13 protein-coding genes are annotated in these 19,150 nt (G+C 62.5%); 9 read left to right on the forward strand and 4 right to left on the reverse strand.

Translation table 11 applies throughout. The features are described from left to right. Nucleotides 1-35: 35 nt before the first annotated feature. A complete protein-coding gene (locus tag QMX97_RS20610) occupies nt 36-1,367 on the reverse strand; it encodes a phosphate ABC transporter substrate-binding/OmpA family protein (protein ID WP_282397499.1) in 1,332 nt (443 codons plus the stop codon). Between the two features lie 114 nt (nt 1,368-1,481). Then, the gene (xthA, locus tag QMX97_RS20615) at nt 1,482-2,294 is read right to left on the reverse strand and encodes an exodeoxyribonuclease III (RefSeq protein WP_065901056.1); all 813 of its coding nucleotides are present in this window, start codon (nt 2,292-2,294) and stop codon (nt 1,482-1,484) included. Nucleotides 2,295-2,463: 169 nt separating this feature from the next. On the opposite strand from xthA, the gene QMX97_RS20620 reads away from it, so the two are divergent. From QMX97_RS20620 to QMX97_RS20650, 7 genes are all read left to right on the forward strand, one after another. Continuing rightward, a complete protein-coding gene (locus QMX97_RS20620) occupies nt 2,464-3,114 on the forward strand; it encodes a GNAT family N-acetyltransferase (RefSeq protein ID WP_065901053.1) in 651 nt (216 codons plus the stop codon). A gap of 64 nt (nt 3,115-3,178) precedes the next feature. After that, a complete protein-coding gene (locus QMX97_RS20625) occupies nt 3,179-4,906 on the forward strand; it encodes an autotransporter assembly complex family protein (RefSeq protein WP_065901050.1) in 1,728 nt (575 codons plus the stop codon). Further along, nucleotides 4,906-8,577, forward strand: a complete 3,672-nt coding sequence (locus tag QMX97_RS20630) for a translocation/assembly module TamB domain-containing protein (RefSeq protein WP_282397500.1) — start codon at nt 4,906-4,908, stop codon at nt 8,575-8,577. Before QMX97_RS20625 ends, QMX97_RS20630 begins: the two co-directional genes overlap by 1 nt. A 213-nt stretch (nt 8,578-8,790) precedes the next feature. Next, nucleotides 8,791-9,264 (forward strand): MarR family transcriptional regulator, encoded by a 474-nt coding sequence (locus QMX97_RS20635; RefSeq protein WP_065901046.1) that lies wholly within the window; start codon nt 8,791-8,793, stop codon nt 9,262-9,264. Then, entirely contained in the window at nt 9,261-10,712 is a 1,452-nt protein-coding gene (locus QMX97_RS20640; RefSeq protein ID WP_213551216.1) for an efflux transporter outer membrane subunit, read from the forward strand. The genes QMX97_RS20635 and QMX97_RS20640 overlap by 4 nt, the downstream gene beginning before the upstream one ends. 15 nt (nt 10,713-10,727) lie before the next feature. Continuing rightward, nucleotides 10,728-11,948, forward strand: a complete 1,221-nt coding sequence (locus tag QMX97_RS20645) for an efflux RND transporter periplasmic adaptor subunit (RefSeq protein WP_065901042.1) — start codon at nt 10,728-10,730, stop codon at nt 11,946-11,948. Further along, on the forward strand, nt 11,948-13,477 hold the full coding sequence (locus tag QMX97_RS20650) for a DHA2 family efflux MFS transporter permease subunit (RefSeq protein WP_065901037.1): 1,530 nt from the start codon (nt 11,948-11,950) through the stop codon (nt 13,475-13,477). The genes QMX97_RS20645 and QMX97_RS20650 overlap by 1 nt, the downstream gene beginning before the upstream one ends. Nucleotides 13,478-14,407: 930 nt before the next feature. Here QMX97_RS20650 and lpxH read toward each other — a convergent pair. Both lpxH and QMX97_RS20660 read right to left on the reverse strand, forming a co-directional pair. Then, nucleotides 14,408-15,157, reverse strand: coding sequence for a UDP-2,3-diacylglucosamine diphosphatase (gene lpxH / locus QMX97_RS20655; protein WP_106803389.1), 750 nt, complete (start codon nt 15,155-15,157; stop codon nt 14,408-14,410). Then, complete coding sequence (locus QMX97_RS20660; RefSeq protein ID WP_003211783.1) at nt 15,154-15,657, reverse strand: peptidylprolyl isomerase; 504 nt, start codon at nt 15,655-15,657, stop codon at nt 15,154-15,156. Before QMX97_RS20660 ends, lpxH begins: the two co-directional genes overlap by 4 nt. A gap of 248 nt (nt 15,658-15,905) precedes the next feature. Here QMX97_RS20660 and QMX97_RS20665 point away from each other — a divergent pair, with 248 nt between their 5' ends. Together QMX97_RS20665 and cysS are read left to right on the forward strand one after the other, a co-directional pair. Beyond that, on the forward strand, nt 15,906-17,606 hold the full coding sequence (locus tag QMX97_RS20665) for a glutamine--tRNA ligase/YqeY domain fusion protein (RefSeq protein ID WP_106803390.1): 1,701 nt from the start codon (nt 15,906-15,908) through the stop codon (nt 17,604-17,606). 15 nt (nt 17,607-17,621) lie between these two features. Continuing rightward, the gene (gene cysS / locus QMX97_RS20670) at nt 17,622-19,010 is read left to right on the forward strand and encodes a cysteine--tRNA ligase (RefSeq protein WP_282397501.1); all 1,389 of its coding nucleotides are present in this window, start codon (nt 17,622-17,624) and stop codon (nt 19,008-19,010) included. The last annotated feature ends 140 nt before the right edge of the window (nt 19,011-19,150 follow it).

The raw sequence follows: 19,150 nt of genomic DNA on the forward strand, positions 1-19,150 counted from the left end.
CACAGGGTGGTTATTGGGCGCTTGCTTGGCGCTTTTCAGTACACCCACACCTCCACCCGCCGATTCTTGATCCGTCCCTCGTCCGCCGTATTCGCCGCCACCGGCATCTGCGCGCCGAACCCACGGATATCGCGCAGTACCACGCCGCTCTTGACCAGCTCACGGCGCACCGCCATCGCGCGCAACTTCGACAGCAGCGCGGCGCGCTGCGGGTCGTTCTTGGCGTCGCCGAAACCCACCAGCGTCACTTGTTTATCCAGCTTTTCATGGCTTTTCAGGTACGTCACCACGCGCTGCAGATCCTGGCGCGCCTTGTTGTCGAGGCTTGCGCTGCCTTCCTCGAAACGAAAATTCACTGTCAGCCGCTGGGCCTCACGGGCGATGGCCTGATAATCCTCGGGCATCGATGGACGTGGCTGCACCGCGATCGCCTGCACCTGCTGTGCGATAAACCCGTTGGCCGCGACGATCGCCTGGCCCTTGCTGGTCTGGGTGAAGTCCACCAGCGCCTTGGCCCAGGGGTTGTGCCCGGACGGCGGCAGGTAAAAGAACAAGCGGCGCGACAGCGGGTAATCCTCGGTAGCGATCAGGCTATTGAGCGCCAGCATCGGTTGCGAATCGCCGTCGACAATCGCCACCGCCTTGGCCTGGCGGACGTAGGGCAGGCCGATGAAACCGATGCCCTGGGGATCCTGGCTGACCGCATCGGACAGCGCTTCGCTGGACTCGAAACGCTTGGCTGATGCGACGAGAGGCTTGCTGCGCCGATTCAGCACCAGCTCCTTGAACGTGTCGTAAGTGCCGGATTGATCATCGCGCGCGTACACGTGAATGGGCCCGCCGATGCCACCGAGGGCCTCCCAGGTGCTGGCTTCGCCGTTGAAGATCTGCGCCAGTTGTTCGGTGTTCAACGTGTTCAGTGGGTTTTGCGGGTTGAGGATGATGGCCAGGCCGTCGATGGCGATCACCTGCTCGGCGCCGGGGCTTTTCAGGTCGCCCAGGGGTTCGAGGTCCACCAGCTCGCTGTCCTTGATCGGACGCGACGACGCTGCAAGGTCGGCGCCGGCTTTTTTCAGTGCGGCAAACCCGGTGCTGGAGCCGTGGGCCGCGACTTCGATGGTCACGGTCTTGCCCTGGCGCGTCTTGCCGATGACCCGCTGTTCATTGGCGCCATCGCCAGGTTCGCTGTGCACGCCCTGCAAGCCTTGATGTTCCATCAAGCCCTTGACCAGCGCGGGGCCCAGCGCCGCACCGATGGTGTTGGAGCCCTGGATGCGCAAGGCGGGGCCTTGCTCGGGAACGGGGAGGGAAGCAGCGACAGCGAAGAAAGGAAAAAGGGTCAGCACTAACAGAACGCGCAGCATCATGCCGGCACCTTCTCAAGCCAAAGGGGGTGCGGCGAGATTAAGTCAGCAAGATTGCATTCATGTGACGAGCACCCGTAGGAGCCGGCAAGCCGGCTCCTACAGTGGAGCGTGTGGTCAGCTCAGTTCAAGCCAGATCGGCGCATGGTCCGACGGTTTTTCCAGCCCGCGCAATTCGTAATCCACCCCGGCATCCTTGACCCGTGGCACCAGGCCATTGGACGCAAGGATCACGTCGATGCGCAGCCCGCGCTTGGGCTCGTCTTCAAACCCGCGGCTGCGGTAGTCGAACCAGCTGAAACGGTCGGCCACGTCCGGGTTGAGGTGGCGGAAGCTGTCCACCAGGCCCCAGTTCTTCAGGCGTGCCATCCACTCGCGCTCTTCCGGCAGGAAGCTGCACTTGCCGGTTTTCAGCCAGCGTTTGGCGTTGTCGGCGCCGATGCCGATGTCGCAATCTTCCGGGGAAATATTCACATCGCCCATCACCACCAGTGCCTGGTCATTGCTGAACTGGCTTTCCAGCAGTTGCTGCAAGTCTGCGTAGAAGCGCTGCTTGGCCGGGAACTTGGTGGGGTGGTCACGGCTTTCGCCCTGGGGGAAATAGCCGTTCATGATGGTGACCGGCTGGCCGTTCTCGTCGGCGAAGGTGCCCCAGATAAAGCGGCGCTGGGCGTCTTCTTCATCGCTGGCAAAACCTTTGTGCACGCTCAGGGCTTCTTTGCGCGACAGCAGCGCCACGCCGTAGTGACCTTTTTGCCCGTGGTAGTACACGTGATAGCCCAAGGCCTGCACTTCGGCGAGGGGGAACTGGTCGTCGTGGACCTTGGTTTCCTGCAGGCCGATCACGTCGGGCTGGTGTTTTTCAATCAGCGCCGCCAGCTGATGAGGGCGGGCGCGCAGCCCGTTGATATTGAAGGAGACGATTTTCATGGTCGGCAGTCCAGTCCTGGCAAAAGGGCGATGCTAGCGGACAAGTCGGACGGGGGCCAGCGTGGCGGTAGGACAGATGCACTGCTAATGTCTGGGAACGACTGATGCTGCGTAGGTTCGTACCCATAAGAACGCCACCTTTTGAGTGGCGCCCAGGGAGATTGACTGTATGCCTGAAACCTCGACTGCCATTGCCGATATTCGCCTGCTCAACAGCGGCTATTCCCGCGAGGCCCGCTCCCTGCTGTACCAGGCCTATCGGCATGAGCCGACGTTCGCCTACATCTTTGAGGCCGAGCGCCCAGGCTATGAACAACGGGTCCGTGCCACCGTGCGCGAGCTGGTCAAGCAGCACTTTTTCCAGAAACTGCCGGCGATTGGCCTGTTCATCAACGACCGCCTGATCGGCATCGCGTTGATCGCGCCCCCGCAACGGCGCCTGGGGATCACCGAAAGCTGGGCCTGGCAGCTGCGCATGTGGTTGAGCACCGGTGTGCGCGGCACCCGTCGCTACCTCGAATACCATCAGGCGGTGTTGGCCTGCCTGCCCAGCGAATCGGTGCATGTGCTGCCGCTGCTGGGCATTCATCCGCAATTCCAGGGCAAGCATTACGGCGAGCAACTGCTGGAAGCTGTACACAATTGGTGCGCCGAAGACCCGCATTCGTCCGGTGTGGTGCTGGATACGGGGAATTCTCGCTATCTGGAGTTCTACAAGCGTCAGGGCTACGAGGAAATCGGCGAAGTCGCTATAGGACCTGTCCTTGAGCACGTTTTTTTCCACCCCAATCCGCAGGTGTTACATGCTGCAACGGCTTAAGACAGAATTATTCAGACAATTCTGAGTTCAAAGAGTCTCCCTTGCTCGTGTAGCATCCGCGCCTATGAAGTTTCCAGGAAGATTTACCAGCGGCTTGGTTCTGCTGTTCACCAGCTGCGGCGCATTCGCACAAAGCGAATTGGACGTGCGGATCAAGCCATCAAACGACGCGTTGAAAGCCAACATCGAAGGCTATATCGGCGGGGTGGGCGATCGTGATGAAGAGGCCTTGCTGCGGTTCAGCCGTGGCGCCGAGGAGCAGGCGCGCAAAGCCGCGCAGGCACTGGGTTTCTATCAGCCACTGATCGAGAGTGACGTGAAGGGCGGCAAGAACCCGCGCCTGATCCTCACCATCGACCCCGGCGAGCCGGTGCATTTGCGCAATGTGACCATTCGGGTCGACGGTCCTGCCGCGAACCTCAAGACGTTTCGCGTGCCTGCCAGTGACGACCTCAAATCCGGCGCCGTGCTCAACCACGGCCATTACGAAGACGCCAAGCGTCTGATCCAGAACCAGGCGTCGCGCTACGGCTTTTTCAGCGGGCGCTTTACTCGCCAGACACTCTCGGTTGACCCGCAGGCCGGCGTCGCCGATATCGAACTCATCTATGACAGTGGCCCGCGCTACACCCTGGGCAAGGTCAGCTTTGCCGGCGATACGCCGTTTGACGAAGACCTGCTGCAACGCATGGTGCCGTTCAAAAGCGGTGACCCCTACGATTCCGAACTGATCGCCGAACTCAACCAGAACCTGCAGGCCAGCGGCTTTTTCGAAGGCGTGCGCGTGGACGCTGCCCCAGCGGCCTCGAGCAAAGACGTGATCCCGGTGGCCGTCAACCTGCAAACCCGCAAGCCGCGCACCATGGGCCTGGGCCTGGGTTTCTCCACCGACGTCGGCCCGCGCGGCAAAGCCAACTGGACCCGTCACTGGGTCAACCCCCAGGGCCACAGCTATGGTTGGGAGGCCGAACTGTCGGCGCCACGCCAGAACGTCGGCCTGTGGTACGACATTCCGCTGGACCCGCCGCTCACCGATAAATTGCGCTTCGCCGGCGGTTACCAGAATGAAGAGATCGCCAATACCGACACCTTGAGTAAATTGCTCACCCTCGGCCCTGAATGGCACAGCAAGTTGCCCAGCGGCTGGACCCGCGTGATCTCGCTCAAATACCAGCGCGAAGAATATCGCCTGGGCAATGACTCCGGACTCAGCAACCTGGTCATGCCCGGCATCAGCTATTCCTACCTGCGCAGCGATAACCGCATCGACCCGCACAACGGCTACCGCCTGCAGTTCGACACCAAGGTCGCGAAGGAGGGCCTGGGCTCCGACACCAACCTGCTTTACGGCACGGCCATGGTCAAGGGTTTGACCACCCTGTGGGACAACCACCGGTTCCTGGCCCGTGCCCAGGTCGGCGGCAGCGCGACCAATGGCTACAAGTCGGTGCCGCCGTCGCTGCGCTTCTTCGCCGGTGGCGACCAGAGCGTGCGTGGTTACGAGTACCAGACGCTCTCGCCTGAGAACGACCGCGGCGACCGTATCGGCGGCCGCTACATGGTGGCCCTGAGCGCCGAGTACCAATATTCCATCGCCGAGAAATGGCGGATCGCAACCTTTATCGACCAGGGCAACTCGTTCAATTCCCTGGAGCTGCCCAGCCTCAAGACCGGCGTCGGTGTCGGCATTCGCTGGGTCTCGCCGGTGGGGCCGATCCGCCTGGACCTGGCCCATGCCCTGGAAGACCCGGGCGGCGTTCGTTTGCACTTTTCCATGGGGCCTGAGCTGTGATGCGTGGTGTAAAAATAGCGGGGCTGGCCGTACTGGCAATCCTCGCCGTGCTGTTGCTGGCACTGTGGGCAATCCTCGGCACCCAGGCCGGCAGTCGCTGGGCCCTGGGGCGTGTGCCGGGGTTGAGCGTGGAGAATTTCCAAGGCCATTTGGGCGGCCAGTGGAGCGCCGACCATCTGCTGTGGGCGCAAGACGGCAGTCGTGTCGAGCTGAAGGCGCCGACGTTGGATTGGTCGCCGGCGTGCCTGTTGCGCATGACCGTGTGCATCAATCGCCTGGACGTGGATCAAGTCAGCCTGCAGTTTGCGCCGAGCACCGAAGAGAGCAGCGGTCCGATTCAATTGCCGGATCTGAAATTGCCCGTTTCCATTCAATTGGGCGACGTTCGCGTCGGCAGCCTGCTGTTCAATGGCAGCGAGGAACTCAAGGGCCTGCAGCTGGCGGCGCACTGGACCGCCGCCGGGATGCAGATCGACTCGGTGCACTTGCAACGCGACGACCTGGTGCTGGACCTTGCCGGCCTGCTGCAACCCAGCGGCGACTGGCCGTTGACCGCCAGCGGTGACCTGAGCCTGCCTTACGCCCCCGGCGGCGCGCCGTGGAAAGTGGCGCTCAAGGTCGAGGGCGACTTGCTCAAGACCCTCAAGCTCGACGCCGACAGCAGCGGTTACCTGCCGGCCAAACTCAGCGGCGAGCTGCAGCCCCTGGCGGAAAACCTGCCCGCGCAGTTGCACATCACCGCGGACGGCTTCAAGCCGAGCGCCGATTTGCCCGACACCCTGCAACTCAATCAACTCGACCTCAGCGCCAAAGGCGACTTGAGCAGCGGCTACCAACTGCTGGGCAAGGCCGTGCTGCCGGCGGAAAAAGGCCCGGTGGACCTGCTGTTGCAAGGCAAGGTCGACGCCAAGGGCGCGCAGATCGCCGGCCTCGACCTGAATGCCGGTGACCGCCAGAGCCTGAAACTGACGGCGCAGCTGGACTGGCAACAAGGCTTCAGCGCCGAGGCCAGGATCGATTGGCTGGACTTCCCGTGGCATCGCCTGTACCCGCTGATCGACGAGCCGCAGGTCGTATTGCGCACCTTCAACGGTGAAGTCTCCTACAAGGACGGCAACTACCTCGGCAATCTCAAGGCCGACCTCGACGGCCCGGCTGGCAAGTTCACGGTGGTCACGCCCTTCAGCGGCGACCTCAAGCAAGTGTTCCTGCCCGAGCTGAAACTCAGCGCCGGCCAAGGCAAGGCCGAAGGCCACCTGAACCTGCAGTTTGCCGACGGCATCGCCTGGGACACCGCGCTGGACCTGTCGGCGCTGAACCCGGCGTACTGGGTCGCCGAGTTGCCCGGCACCCTGGCCGGGCCGCTGCGCAGCCAAGGTGAATTCAAGAACGAACAGCTCAAGCTCAACGCCGACCTCGACCTCAAGGGCCGCCTGCGCGGGCAAACCGCCGTGCTGGCCGCCAAGGCCGAAGGCGCGGGCGAGCAATGGACCCTGGCCAACCTGGATATTCGCCTGGGCGACAACCGCATCAACGGCAGCGGCAGCCTGCAGCAACGCCTGGCCGGGCAGATCGATATCAAGCTGGCGCGCCTGGCCCAGCTGTGGCCGCAGCTGCGCGGGCAGGTCAATGGCCGGCTCGACGTGGCCGGCAGCCTCCAGGCGCCGCAAGGCAAGCTCGACCTCAAGGGCCAGCAACTGGCATTCGCCGATAATCGCCTGCAAAGCCTGAGCCTGGACGCCAACCTGGACAGCGCCCAGCGCGCCAGGATCGACCTCAAGGGCAGCGGCATCCAGGCCGGCGAAACCCAGGTCGGCACCCTCACGGCCAGTGCCCAAGGCGATATCAAGAGCCAGAAGGTCCAATTGGACCTGGCCGGTCCGTTGGTGAAACTGGCCCTGGCCCTCGACGGCAACCTCGATAAAGGCAACTGGCGCGGGCGCCTGGCCAGTGGCGATGTGCAAGCCGGTGGCCAGGACTGGAAGCTGCAGGCCCCGGCAAAAATCGAACGCCTGGCCGACGGCAAGCTGACATTTGCCGCGCACTGCTGGGTGTCCGGCGCGGCCAGCCTGTGCGGTGAAGACCAGCGCCTGATGCCCGAGCCGAAGCTGCGCTACCACCTCAAGCAGTTCCCCATCGACAGCCTGGCGGCGTTTTTGCCCAAGGACTTCGCGTGGCAGGGCAAGCTGAATGCCGACGTACAACTCGACCTGCCCGACAGCGGGCCCAAAGGCGTGATCTCGGTGGATGCCAGCGGCGGCACCATGCGCGTCAAGGACAAGGACCAGTGGCTGGATTTCCCCTATGACACCCTCAAGCTGGAAACCACCCTCAACCCCAAGCGCATCGACACCCAGCTGAACTTCCGTGGCGGCCAGCTCGGCGAGCTGTTGCTGCAGGCGCAGATCAATCCTCTGCCGAAAAACAAGCCGATCACCGGCAACTTCAGCCTCACTGGCCTCGACCTCGCCGTGGCGCGGCCGTTTGTGCCGATGGTGGAAAAACTCACCGGCAAGCTCAACGGCAGCGGGCGGATTTCCGGTGGATTGCTGGCACCGCAGGTCAACGGCAACGTCAACCTGGTGGGCGGTGAAGTGTCCGGGCCGCAACTGCCGGTCAGCCTTGAAGGCCTGAACGTGCAGGCGCTGATTGCCGGCGAGAGTGTGCAATTGAATGGCGCCTGGCGCAGTGGCAAGGCCGGGCAGGGCAGCCTCAAGGGCCAGATCGACTGGGGCCAGGCGCTGGTGGTGGACCTCAGCCTGCAAGGCTCGCAACTGCCGGTCACGGTAGAGCCCTATGCGGTGCTGGAAGTGGCGCCCGACCTGAAGATCAGCCTGAAGAACGACAAACTGGCGATTGCCGGCAAGGTGCAGATCCCGCGCGGCGACATCACCGTGCGTGAGCTGCCGCCGTCGACGGTCAAGGTCTCGGACGACACCGTGATCGTCGGCAGCCAGACCGAGGAGGGCAAGCCACCGATGGCGATGGCCATGGATATCGACGTCGCGGTGGGCGAGGACAAGCTCAACTTCGCCGGCTTCGGCCTGACCGCCAAGGTGCAGGGCCATGTGCACATCGGCGACAACATGGACACCCGTGGCGAGCTGTGGCTCAACGACGGCCGCTACCGCGCCTACGGGCAGCGACTTGATGTGCGTCGCGCACGCCTGCTGTTCGCCGGGCCGATCGACCAGCCCTACCTGGACATCGAAGCGGTCCGCAAGACCGACGACGTGGTCGCCGGTATCCGCCTCAGCGGCAGCGCCGAGCAGCCGACCACGCAGATCTTCTCGGAGCCGGCGATGAGCCAGGAGCAGGCGCTGTCCTACCTGGTACTGGGGCGCCCGCTGAGCAGCACCGGCGAAGACAACAACATGCTTGCCCAAGCCGCCTTGGGCCTGGGGCTGATGGGCAGCGCCGGGGTGACCTCGGACATCGCCAACAAACTCGGTATCCAGGATTTTGACCTCGACACCCAGGGCAGTGGCACCACCACGGCGGTGGTGGCCAGCGGCAAGATCACCGAGAAACTCAGCCTGCGCTACGGGGTCGGGGTGTTCGAACCGGCCAGCACCATTGCCTTGCGTTATCTGCTGAGCAAGAAGGTGTACCTGGAAGTGGCGAGCGGCGTGGCCAGCTCCCTGGATATCTTCTACAAGCGCGATTTCTGACCTTCCCCTGTTGCCGGCGATAGCGGTTCATCAGTCGATCTTTTCATTGACTGATACACCGCCATCGCCGGCAAGCCTGCGCCTGCAGTTGCGGTTTTCTGCCGCCTGTCAGCTAATTAGCAAGCAAGCTAATTATTCCATTTGACATTCGCTGCCTAAGCAGTAACATCTCGTCATACATTCACTGCCTAGGCAGTAATAAGGTGACTTCCGATGAAACACTTCACCCCTGACAACTTCCACAACTGCCATCTCGGCCTGTTGCTGGGCCGCGCCGCACTGCTCAAAGACCGCATCATCGACACCCATATGGAACCCCATGGCATCACCGCCGCGCAGTTCAAGGTGCTGATCATCATGGCCCAGTACGGCGTCGACACCCCGGCGGAGCTGTGCCGCAACCTGTCGCTGGACAGCGGCTCGATGACACGCATGCTTGACCGCCTGGAGCAAAAGGGCCTGCTGGGTCGCAAGCGTTCCGAGCTGGACCGCCGCCAGGTGCAGTTGGTGCTGACCACCGAAGGCCAGCGCCTGGCGGACATGCTGCCGCACATCGGCGCCGATGCGCTGAATCAGTTGGCCGGCGCCCTGGAGCCCGGTGAGTTGCAAACCCTGGAAAAGATCCTCAAGAAAATTCTGATAGCTGCCGGTGATCCCATCACCCTGCAGCGGGTAGGTAAAGAATGAACACACGTGCCCTTAGCCTGGTGCTGGTGGCCATGAGCATGGCCGGTTGCGCCAACTTCAGCGGCCTCGACACCCAGGGCCAGCGCCTCGACGCCAATACCCTGCAGGCCGGTAAGTCCTTGAGCGGCGTGACGCTGTCGAGTGCTGCCTGGCCCACCGCCGACTGGTGGAAAAGCCTGGGCGACCCCCAGCTCGACGGCCTGATCCAGGAAGCCCTGCAGAACAGCCCCGACATGCAAGTGGCCAGCGCCCGTGCCCATCAGGCCGAAGCCGCTGCCTATGCGGCGAATGCCGCTCGCATGCCGACCCTCGACGCCAGCGCCGGTGTGAGCCGCTCACGCCTGGCCAAGGATCAGGACCCGCTGGGGCAGGGCGATGCCTACGCCACCGTGCGTAATATCGGCGCCAGCTTCAATTACAACTTCGACCTCTGGGGTGGCCAGCGCGCCGCGTGGGAAGCCGCGCTGGGCCAGGCACGTGCCGCCGAAGTCGACCAGCAGGCCGCACGCCTGACACTCGCCGCCAACGTGGCCAAGGCCTACAGCGATTTGGGCCAGGCGCATATCGTGCGTGACCTGGCCAATGATGACCTCAAGCGCACCCGGCAAATGCTCGACCTGGGCAAGCGTCGGCTCAACTCCGGCATCGACAGCCAGTACCAGTACCAGCAGACCGAAAGCCTGGAAGCCAGCTCCCAGTCGCAACTGATCGATGCGGAAAAGCAACTGCAGAGCGCCAAGATCGCCCTCGCCGTGCTGCTCGGCAAAGGCCCGGACCGTGGCGGTGAGTTGACCCGTCCCAACGTGCTGAAACCCAGCGCCGTGGCGGTGCCTTCGGTATTGCCGGCCGAATTGCTCGGCCGTCGTCCGGACCTGATCGCCGCGCGTTGGCGCGTGGAGGCGGCGAGCAAGAATATCGCCGCCGGCAAGGCCAACTTCTACCCCAACCTCAACCTGAGCGCGAGCGCCGGGGCCGAGTCGTTGTTGGGTGACGCGATGTTCGGGTCGGCCAGCCGCTTCTTCAGCATCGCGCCGACGATCTCGCTGCCGATCTTCGACGGTGGCCGCCTGCGCGCCGACCTCGACGCCCGCGACGCCGACTACGACCTGGCGGTGGCCCAGTACAACAAGACCCTGGTGCAAGCCCTGGGCGATATCGGCAACACCCTGTCGCAACTGCGTGACACCGGTCGGCAGATCCAGGCCCAGCAACACGCCGCGGACATTGCCCAGCAGTCCTACGACACCGGGGTGCAGCGCTACAGCTCCGGCATCGGCAACTACCTGGATGTGCTGAGCATCGAGCAGCAGTTGCTGCAGGCCCAGCGCCAGCTGGCGACGCTGAATGCAGCGCAGATCGATCTGTCGATTCAATTGATGCAGGCCCTGGGTGGCGGCTACAGCGCCAACAACGTGGCAGCGACCACCCCAGCCACACGCACGGAATAATTTGAGGTATTTGTCATGGCCACTGCCGAAAACACCAACGCAAGCGAACAACCCAAAGCCACCGAACAACCCAAAACGGACAACAACCCGCGTAAACGCAAGATCATGCTGATCGGCCTCGCGCTGATCGTCATCCTCGGCGTGCTGGGCGTGTGGGGCTGGTATGAGCTCTACGGCCGCTTCAATGAAAGCACCGACGACGCCTATGTGAACGGCAACGTGGTCGAGATCACCCCGTTGGTCACCGGCACCGTGGTCAGCATCGGCGCCGACGATGGCGACCTGGTCCACGAAGGCCAGGTGCTGGTCAACTTCGACCCGAATGATGCCGCCGTCGGCCTGCAAAGTGCCCAGGCCAACCTGGCCCGCACCGTGCGCCAGGTACGAGGTTTGTACAGCAACGTCGACGGGATGAAAGCCCAGGTGCTGGCGCAGCAAGCCAATGTGCAGAAGGCCCAGGACAACTACAACCGTCGTAAGAACCTCGCCGCGGGCGGCGCGATCTCCCAGGAAGAACTCTCCCACGCCCGTGACGACCTGACCTCGGCGCAAAACGCCCTGGCCAACGTGCAGCAGCAGTTCAAGACCACCAGCGCGCTGGTGGACGACACCGTGATTTCGTCGCACCCGGACGTCCAGGCCGCCGCCGCACAACTGCGCCAGGCCTACCTGACCAATGCGCGCAGCACCTTGATCGCGCCGGTCACCGGCTACGTGGCCAAGCGCACCGTGCAACTGGGCCAGCGCGTCCAGCCGGGCACTGCGCTGATGGCGGTGATTCCGCTGGACCAGCTGTGGATCGACGCCAACTTCAAGGAAACCCAACTGCGCGACATGCGCATCGGCCAGCCGGTGGATATCGAGTCGGACATCTACGGCAGTGACGTGAAATTCAGCGGCACCGTGGACAGCCTGGGCGCCGGTACCGGCAGCGCGTTTGCCCTGCTGCCGGCGCAGAACGCCACCGGTAACTGGATCAAGATCGTGCAGCGTGTACCCGTGCGTATCCACATCAACGCCGATGAGCTGGCCAAGCACCCGCTGCGAGTGGGCTTGAGCACCGTGGTCAATGTCGACCTGCACGACCAGAGCGGCCCGGTACTGGCGCAGCAGGCGCCGCAAAAGGCTTCGTTCACCACCAACGTGTATGACCGCCAACTGGCCGAGGCTGACGCCATGATCACGCAGTTGATCCATGACAACAGCAGCGCCGCACCCAAGGCTGCGCAACGCTGATGAGCAATAACGCCTCCTTCACGCCACCCAGCCTGTTGATGGCCACTATTGGCCTGTCGCTGGCGACTTTTATGCAGGTGCTCGACACCACCATCGCCAACGTGGCGTTGCCGACCATTTCCGGCAACCTCGGCGTGAGTTCGGAGCAGGGCACCTGGGTGATCACCTCGTTTGCGGTGAGCAACGCGATTGCCTTGCCGCTGACCGGCTGGTTGAGCCGGCGCTTTGGCGAGGTGAAGTTGTTCCTGTGGGCGACCCTGCTGTTTGTGCTGGCGTCGTTCCTGTGCGGTATTTCCACCTCGATGCCCGAGCTGATCGCCTTTCGGGTCGTGCAAGGCCTGGTTGCCGGGCCGTTGTACCCGATGACCCAGACGCTGCTGATCGCGGTCTACCCGCCGGCGAGGCGCGGCATGGCCCTGGCGTTGCTGGCGATGGTCACGGTGGTGGCGCCGATTGCCGGGCCGATCCTCGGCGGCTGGATCACCGACAGCTACAGCTGGCCGTGGATCTTCTTCATCAACGTGCCCATCGGGATCTTCGCGGTGATGGTGGTGCGTTCGCAGCTGAAGAAACGCCCGGTGGTCACCAGTTACCAGCCGATGGACTATGTGGGGCTGTTGAGCCTGATCGTCGGGGTCGGCGCCTTGCAGATCATCCTCGACAAGGGCAACGACCTGGACTGGTTCGAGTCCAACTTCATCATCATCGGTGCGGCGATTTCGGTGATTGCCCTGGCGGTGTTCATCATCTGGGAACTCACCGACAAGCACCCGGTGGTCAACCTGCGGCTGTTCGCCTACCGGAACTTCCGCATCGGCACCATCGTGTTGATCCTGGGGTATGCGGGCTTCTTCGGCATCAACCTGATCCTGCCGCAGTGGCTGCAAACGCAGATGGGCTATACCGCGACCTGGGCCGGCCTGGCGGTGGCGCCGATCGGCATCCTGCCGGTGCTGATGTCGCCGTTTGTCGGTAAGTACGCGCACAAATTCGACCTGCGCCTGCTGGCAGGCCTGGCGTTCCTGGCGATTGGCCTGAGTTGCTTCATGCGTGCCGGCTTCACCAACGAAGTGGACTTCACCCACATCGCCCTGGTGCAGCTGTTCATGGGCATTGGCGTGGCGCTGTTCTTCATGCCGACCCTGAGCATCCTGATGTCCGACTTGCCGCCGCAGCAAATTGCCGACGGCGCCGGCCTGGCGACCTTCCTGCGGACCCTGGGCGGCAGCTTCGCGGCCTCGCTGACCACCTGGATCTGGATTCGCCGCGCGGACCAGCACCATGCGTACATGAGCGAAAACATGACCACCTACGACTCCGCCACCCGCGACGCGCTGCAAGCGCTCGGTGGGGCAGGGCACAAGGCTTATGCGCAGCTGGACCAGATCCTCACCAGCCAGGCGTACATGATGTCCACCGTGGACTACTTCACGTTGCTGGGGTGGATGTTCATGGGCTTGATGTTGCTGGTATGGCTGGCCAAGCCGCCGTTCGGCGCAAAGGCCGGACCGGAAGCCTCCGGGCACTGATACCCGGATCATCCCGAGCCTTGTAGGACCCGGCTTGCTGGCGATGGTGGTGGTTCAGTCGATAAATCTATTGACTGACAGACCGTCTTCGCAGGCAAGCCAGCTCCCACATTTGGATCTCTGTTCACAAGGGATGGCGGTGTTTGGGAATAAGGCGCCAGGCAACGCCCACTGCGGGTTCACAACCTCAAGCTGAGACAGCACGCGGTCAACAAAGTGGGAGCGGGCTTGCTCGCGAAGGCGCCGGTTCAGTCGATAAATGAATGGACTGACAGACCGCCTTCGCAGGCAAGCCAGCTCCCACATTTGGATCTCTGTTCACAAGGGATGTGTGGTGTTTGAGAGTCAGGCACCGGGCAACGCCAGTTGCGGCTTCACAACCTCAAGCTGAGACAGCACGCGGTCAACAAAGTGGGAGCGGGCTTGCTCGCGAAGGCGCCGGTTCAGTCGATAAATGAATGGACTGACACACCGCCTTCGCAGGCAAGCCAGCTCCCACATTGAGGTCGCTGTTCACAAGGGATGTGTGGTGTTTGAGAGTCAGGCGCCAGGCAGCGCCAATTGCGGGTTCACAACCTCAACCTGAGGCAGCACGCGGTCAACAAGGTGGGAGCGGGCTTGCTCGCGAAGGCGCCGGATCAGTCGATAAATGAATCGACTGACACACCGCCTTCGCAGGCAAGCCAGCTCTCACATTTGGATCTCTGTTCACAAGGGATGTGTGGTGTTTGAGAGGCAGGCACCGAGCAACGCCAATTGCGGGTTTACAACCTCAAGCTGAGACAGCACGCGATCAAAAAGGTGGGAGCGGGCTTGCTCGCGAAGGCGCCGGTTCAGTCGATAAATGAATCGACTGACACACCGCCATCGCCGGCAAGCCAGCTCCCACATTGAGGTCGCTGTTCACAGGGGATGCGCGGTGTTTGGGAATCAAGCACCAGGCAACGCCAGTTGCGGGTTCACAAAGTCAAACGCCGCCAGCTGAAACCCTTGCTCATCCACCTGCAAGGCCCAGCCTTGCTTGTCCCAGTCCCCCAGCACGATACGCTTGGCCGCCTGGTCTCCAATCTGCAACTTATGGATGGCCGGGCGGTGCGTGTGGCCGTGGACCAGCGTGCGCACGCCGAACTGCTGCATCACCCTGGGCACTTCCTCGGGGGTGACGTCGACGATGTCGTTGGTCTTCATGCGCGTTTGCGCGCGGCTTTCACTGCGCAGCTTGCGCGCCAGCTTGTGGCGGGTGCGCAGCGGCAGGTGGCGCAGGATAAACAGCACGATCGGGTTGCGCAGGATGCGCCGCAGCTTCATATAGCCAAGGTCGCGGGTACAGAGGCTGTCGCCGTGCATCAACAGCACAGGCTCGCCATGGAGCTGCACGACACTCGGGTCCTTGAGCAAGGTGGCGCCTGCAGCTTTGCAGAACCCCTTGCCGATGAGGAAATCGCGGTTGCCATGCATGATGAAAATCGGGGTGCCGCTGTCGCTCAGCTCGCGCAGGGCTGCGCAAATCGAGCGCTGGAAGGGCGTCATCCCATCGTCGCCAATCCAGGCTTCGAAGAAGTCCCCCAGAATGTACAACGCCTGGGCGCCACGGGCGCGGTTGTGGAGCAGATCCAGAAACGCCCGGGTGATGTCCGGGCGCTCCTCTTCCAGATGCAAATCTGAAATCAGCAATATCACTCAACGATCTCGGCTTTCTCGACGATCACGTCTTCTACCGGAACGTCCTGGTGACCGGCTTTACCGGTGGTCTGCACGCCTTTGATCTTGTCGACGACGTCCTGGCCTTCGGTGACTTTACCGAACACTGCATAGCCCCAGCCCTGAACGTTCTTGCCGCTGTGGTTCAGGAAAGTGTTGTCGGCGACGTTGATGAAGAACTGCGCGGAGGCCGAATGCGGCTCCATGGTACGGGCCATGGCGACGGTGTACTTGTCGTTGGAAAGGCCGTTGTCCGCTTCGTTCTGGATGCTTGGACGCTTGTCTTTCTTTTCCTTCATGCCAGGCTCGAAACCGCCGCCCTGGACCATGAAGTTGCCGATGACACGGTGGAAAACAGTGTTTTCGTAGTGGCCGGCCTTAACGTATTCGATGAAGTTGGCGACGGTGATCGGCGCTTTCTCGGCGTTCAGCTCGATGACGATGTCACCGTGGTTGGTGGTCAGTTTGACTTGAGTCATGTTCACTACTCTTTTCAGGGAATTCGTGGGTTTGGACGCCTGCGCGCCTTACCAGGTTGGCGAAATCGCGGCCAAGGCGCGCAGTTTAGCGTGCCCGGCAGGAATTTCGAGGTGGTTTTTTACCGCCCGTGCATTAAATGCAGCAGTTTTTGGCCACGCTCTGTCAGCGGCTTGACCGCTTCGGCTATGATAAGCCCTTTGTTTTACTTGGCCCCAACCGGCCACGAACCTGTCTGTTCAAGGATCCTATGAGCAAGCCCACTGTCGACCCTACCTCGAATTCCAAGGCCGGACCTGCCGTTCCGGTCAATTTCCTGCGCCCGATCATCCAGGCGGACCTGGATTCGGGCAAGCACACGCAGATCGTCACCCGCTTCCCGCCAGAGCCCAACGGCTACCTGCACATCGGTCACGCCAAGTCGATCTGTGTGAACTTCGGCCTGGCCCAGGAGTTCGGTGGCGTCACGCACCTGCGTTTCGACGACACCAACCCGGCCAAGGAAGACCAGGAATACATCGACGCCATCGAAAGCGACATCAAGTGGCTGGGCTTCGAATGGTCCGGTGAAGTGCGCTACGCCTCGAAGTATTTCGACCAGTTGTTCGACTGGGCCGTCGAGCTGATCAAGGCCGGCAAGGCCTACGTTGACGACCTGACCCCGGAGCAAGCCAAGGAATACCGTGGCACGCTGACCGAGCCGGGCAAGAACAGCCCGTTCCGCGACCGTTCGGTGGAAGAGAACCTCGACTGGTTCGCCCGCATGCGCGCCGGTGAGTTCCCGGACGGCGCCCGCGTACTGCGCGCCAAGATCGACATGGCCTCGCCGAACATGAACCTGCGCGACCCGATCATGTACCGCATTCGCCACGCTCATCACCACCAGACCGGTGACAAGTGGTGCATCTACCCGAACTACGACTTCACCCACGGTCAGTCGGACGCCATCGAAGGCATCACCCACTCGATCTGCACCCTCGAGTTCGAGAGCCATCGCCCGCTGTACGAGTGGTTCCTCGACAGCCTGCCGGTGCCGGCGCACCCGCGCCAGTACGAGTTCAGCCGCCTGAACCTGAACTACACCATCACCAGCAAGCGCAAGCTCAAGCAACTGGTCGATGAGAAGCACGTGCACGGCTGGGACGACCCACGCATGTCGACGCTGTCGGGTTTCCGCCGTCGCGGCTACACCCCGGCATCGATCCGCAATTTCTGCGAGATGGTCGGCACCAACCGCTCCGACGGTGTGGTCGACTACGGCATGCTCGAGTTCAGCATCCGTCAGGACCTCGACGCCAACGCCCCACGCGCCATGTGCGTGCTGCGTCCGTTGAAAGTCGTGATCACCAACTACCCGGAAGACAAGGTCGACCACCTCGAACTGCCGCGTCACCCGCAGAAAGAAGAACTCGGTGTGCGCAAGCTGCCGTTCGCGCGTGAGATCTACATCGACCGCGATGACTTCATGGAAGAGCCGCCAAAAGGCTACAAGCGCCTGGAGCCGAATGGCGAAGTGCGCCTGCGCGGCAGCTACGTGATCCGCGCTGACGAAGCGATCAAGGACGCCGACGGCAACATCGTCGAGCTGCGTTGCTCGTACGACCCGGACACCCTGGGCAAGAACCCTGAAGGCCGCAAGGTCAAGGGCGTGATCCACTGGGTGCCGGCCGCTGCCAGCATCGAGTGCGAAGTGCGCCTGTACGATCGTCTGTTCCGCTCGCCGAACCCTGAAAAGGCCGAGGACAGCGCCAGCTTCCTGGACAACATCAACCCTGACTCCCTGCAAGTACTCACTGGTTGTCGTGCCGAGCCATCGCTTGGCGACGCACAGCCGGAAGACCGTTTCCAGTTCGAGCGCGAAGGTTACTTCTGCGCGGATATCAAGGACTCGAAACCAGGCGCTCCGGTATTCAACCGTACCGTGACCTTGCGTGATTCGTGGGGCCAGTGATTTAAGGGATTTGTCGTGCTAACGATCTACAACACACTCAGCAAGACCAAAGAAGTCTTCAAGCCGCTGGATGGCAACAAGGTGCGCATGTACGTGTGCGGCATGACCGTGTACGACTACTGCCACATCGGCCATGGCCGCAGCATGGTTGCCTTCGACCTGGTGACGCGCTGGTTGCGCTTCAGCGGTTATGACCTGACCTACGTGCGCAACATCACCGACATCGACGACAAGATCATCAATCGCGCCAACGAAAACGGCGAGTCGTTCGACGCGCTGACCGAGCGCATGATCGCCGCGATGCACGAGGACGAGGCCCGCCTCAACATCCTCAAGCCGGACATGGAGCCGCGTGCCACGGACCACATCCCTGGCATGCACGCGATGATCCAGACCCTGATCGACAAGGGTTACGCCTACGCCCCGGGCAATGGTGACGTGTACTACCGCGTCGCCAAGTTCATGGGCTACGGCAAGCTGTCGCGCAAGAAAATCGAAGACCTGCGCATCGGCGCACGCATCGAAGTCGACGAAGCCAAGCAGGATCCGCTCGACTTCGTGCTGTGGAAAGCCACCAAGCCCGGCGAGCCGAGCTGGGAGTCGCCCTGGGGCGCCGGGCGTCCGGGCTGGCACATCGAATGCTCGGTGATGTCCACCTGCTGCCTGGGCGAGACCTTCGACATTCACGGCGGCGGCAGCGACCTCGAGTTCCCGCACCATGAAAACGAAATCGCCCAGAGCGAAGCCGCCACCGGCAAGACCTACGCCAACGCCTGGATGCACTGCGGCATGATCCGCATCAATGGCGAGAAGATGTCCAAGTCCTTGAACAACTTCTTCACCATTCGCGACGTGCTGGCAAAGTACCACCCGGAAGTCGTGCGTTACCTGCTGGTGTCGAGCCACTACCGCAGCGCCATCAACTACTCCGAAGACAACCTCAAGGACGCCAAGGGCGCCCTGGAGCGTTTCTACCACGCGTTGAAAGGCCTGCCCGTCGTGGCCCCGGCCGGCGGCGAAGGTTTCGTGGCGCGCTTCACCGAAGTCATGAACGACGACTTCGGCACACCCGAAGCCTGCGCGGTACTGTTCGAGATGGTGCGCGAGATCAACCGCCTGCGCGAGAGCGATCTCGACGCAGCGGCGGGCCTGGCGGCGCGCTTGAAAGAGCTGGCCAGCGTGCTCGGCGTGTTGCAGATGGAAGCCGATGACTTCCTGCAAGCCGGCGCCGAAGGGCGTGTGGATGCGGCTGAAGTCGATGCGTTGATCCAGGCGCGTCTAGCAGCGCGTGTCAATAAAGACTGGGCGGAATCCGACCGTATCCGCGACCAACTGACCGCGATGGGGGTGGTGTTGGAAGACGGCAAGGGCGGGACGACGTGGCGGTTGGCTGATCAGGCTTGATTGGTAAACGCTGAATGAAAAACGCCCCGACTGGTTCGGGGCGTTTTTTTGCACAACGTTTTAACGGCTCACTCGATCCATTGTGGGAGCGGGCTTGCTCGCGAAGGCGGCGTGTCAGTCACAGCTGCAGTGGCTGACAC

The organism is Pseudomonas sp. PS01298 (assembly GCF_029959745.1).
In the GTDB taxonomy this organism is placed as follows: Bacteria; Pseudomonadota; Gammaproteobacteria; order Pseudomonadales; family Pseudomonadaceae; genus Aquipseudomonas; species Aquipseudomonas aylmerensis.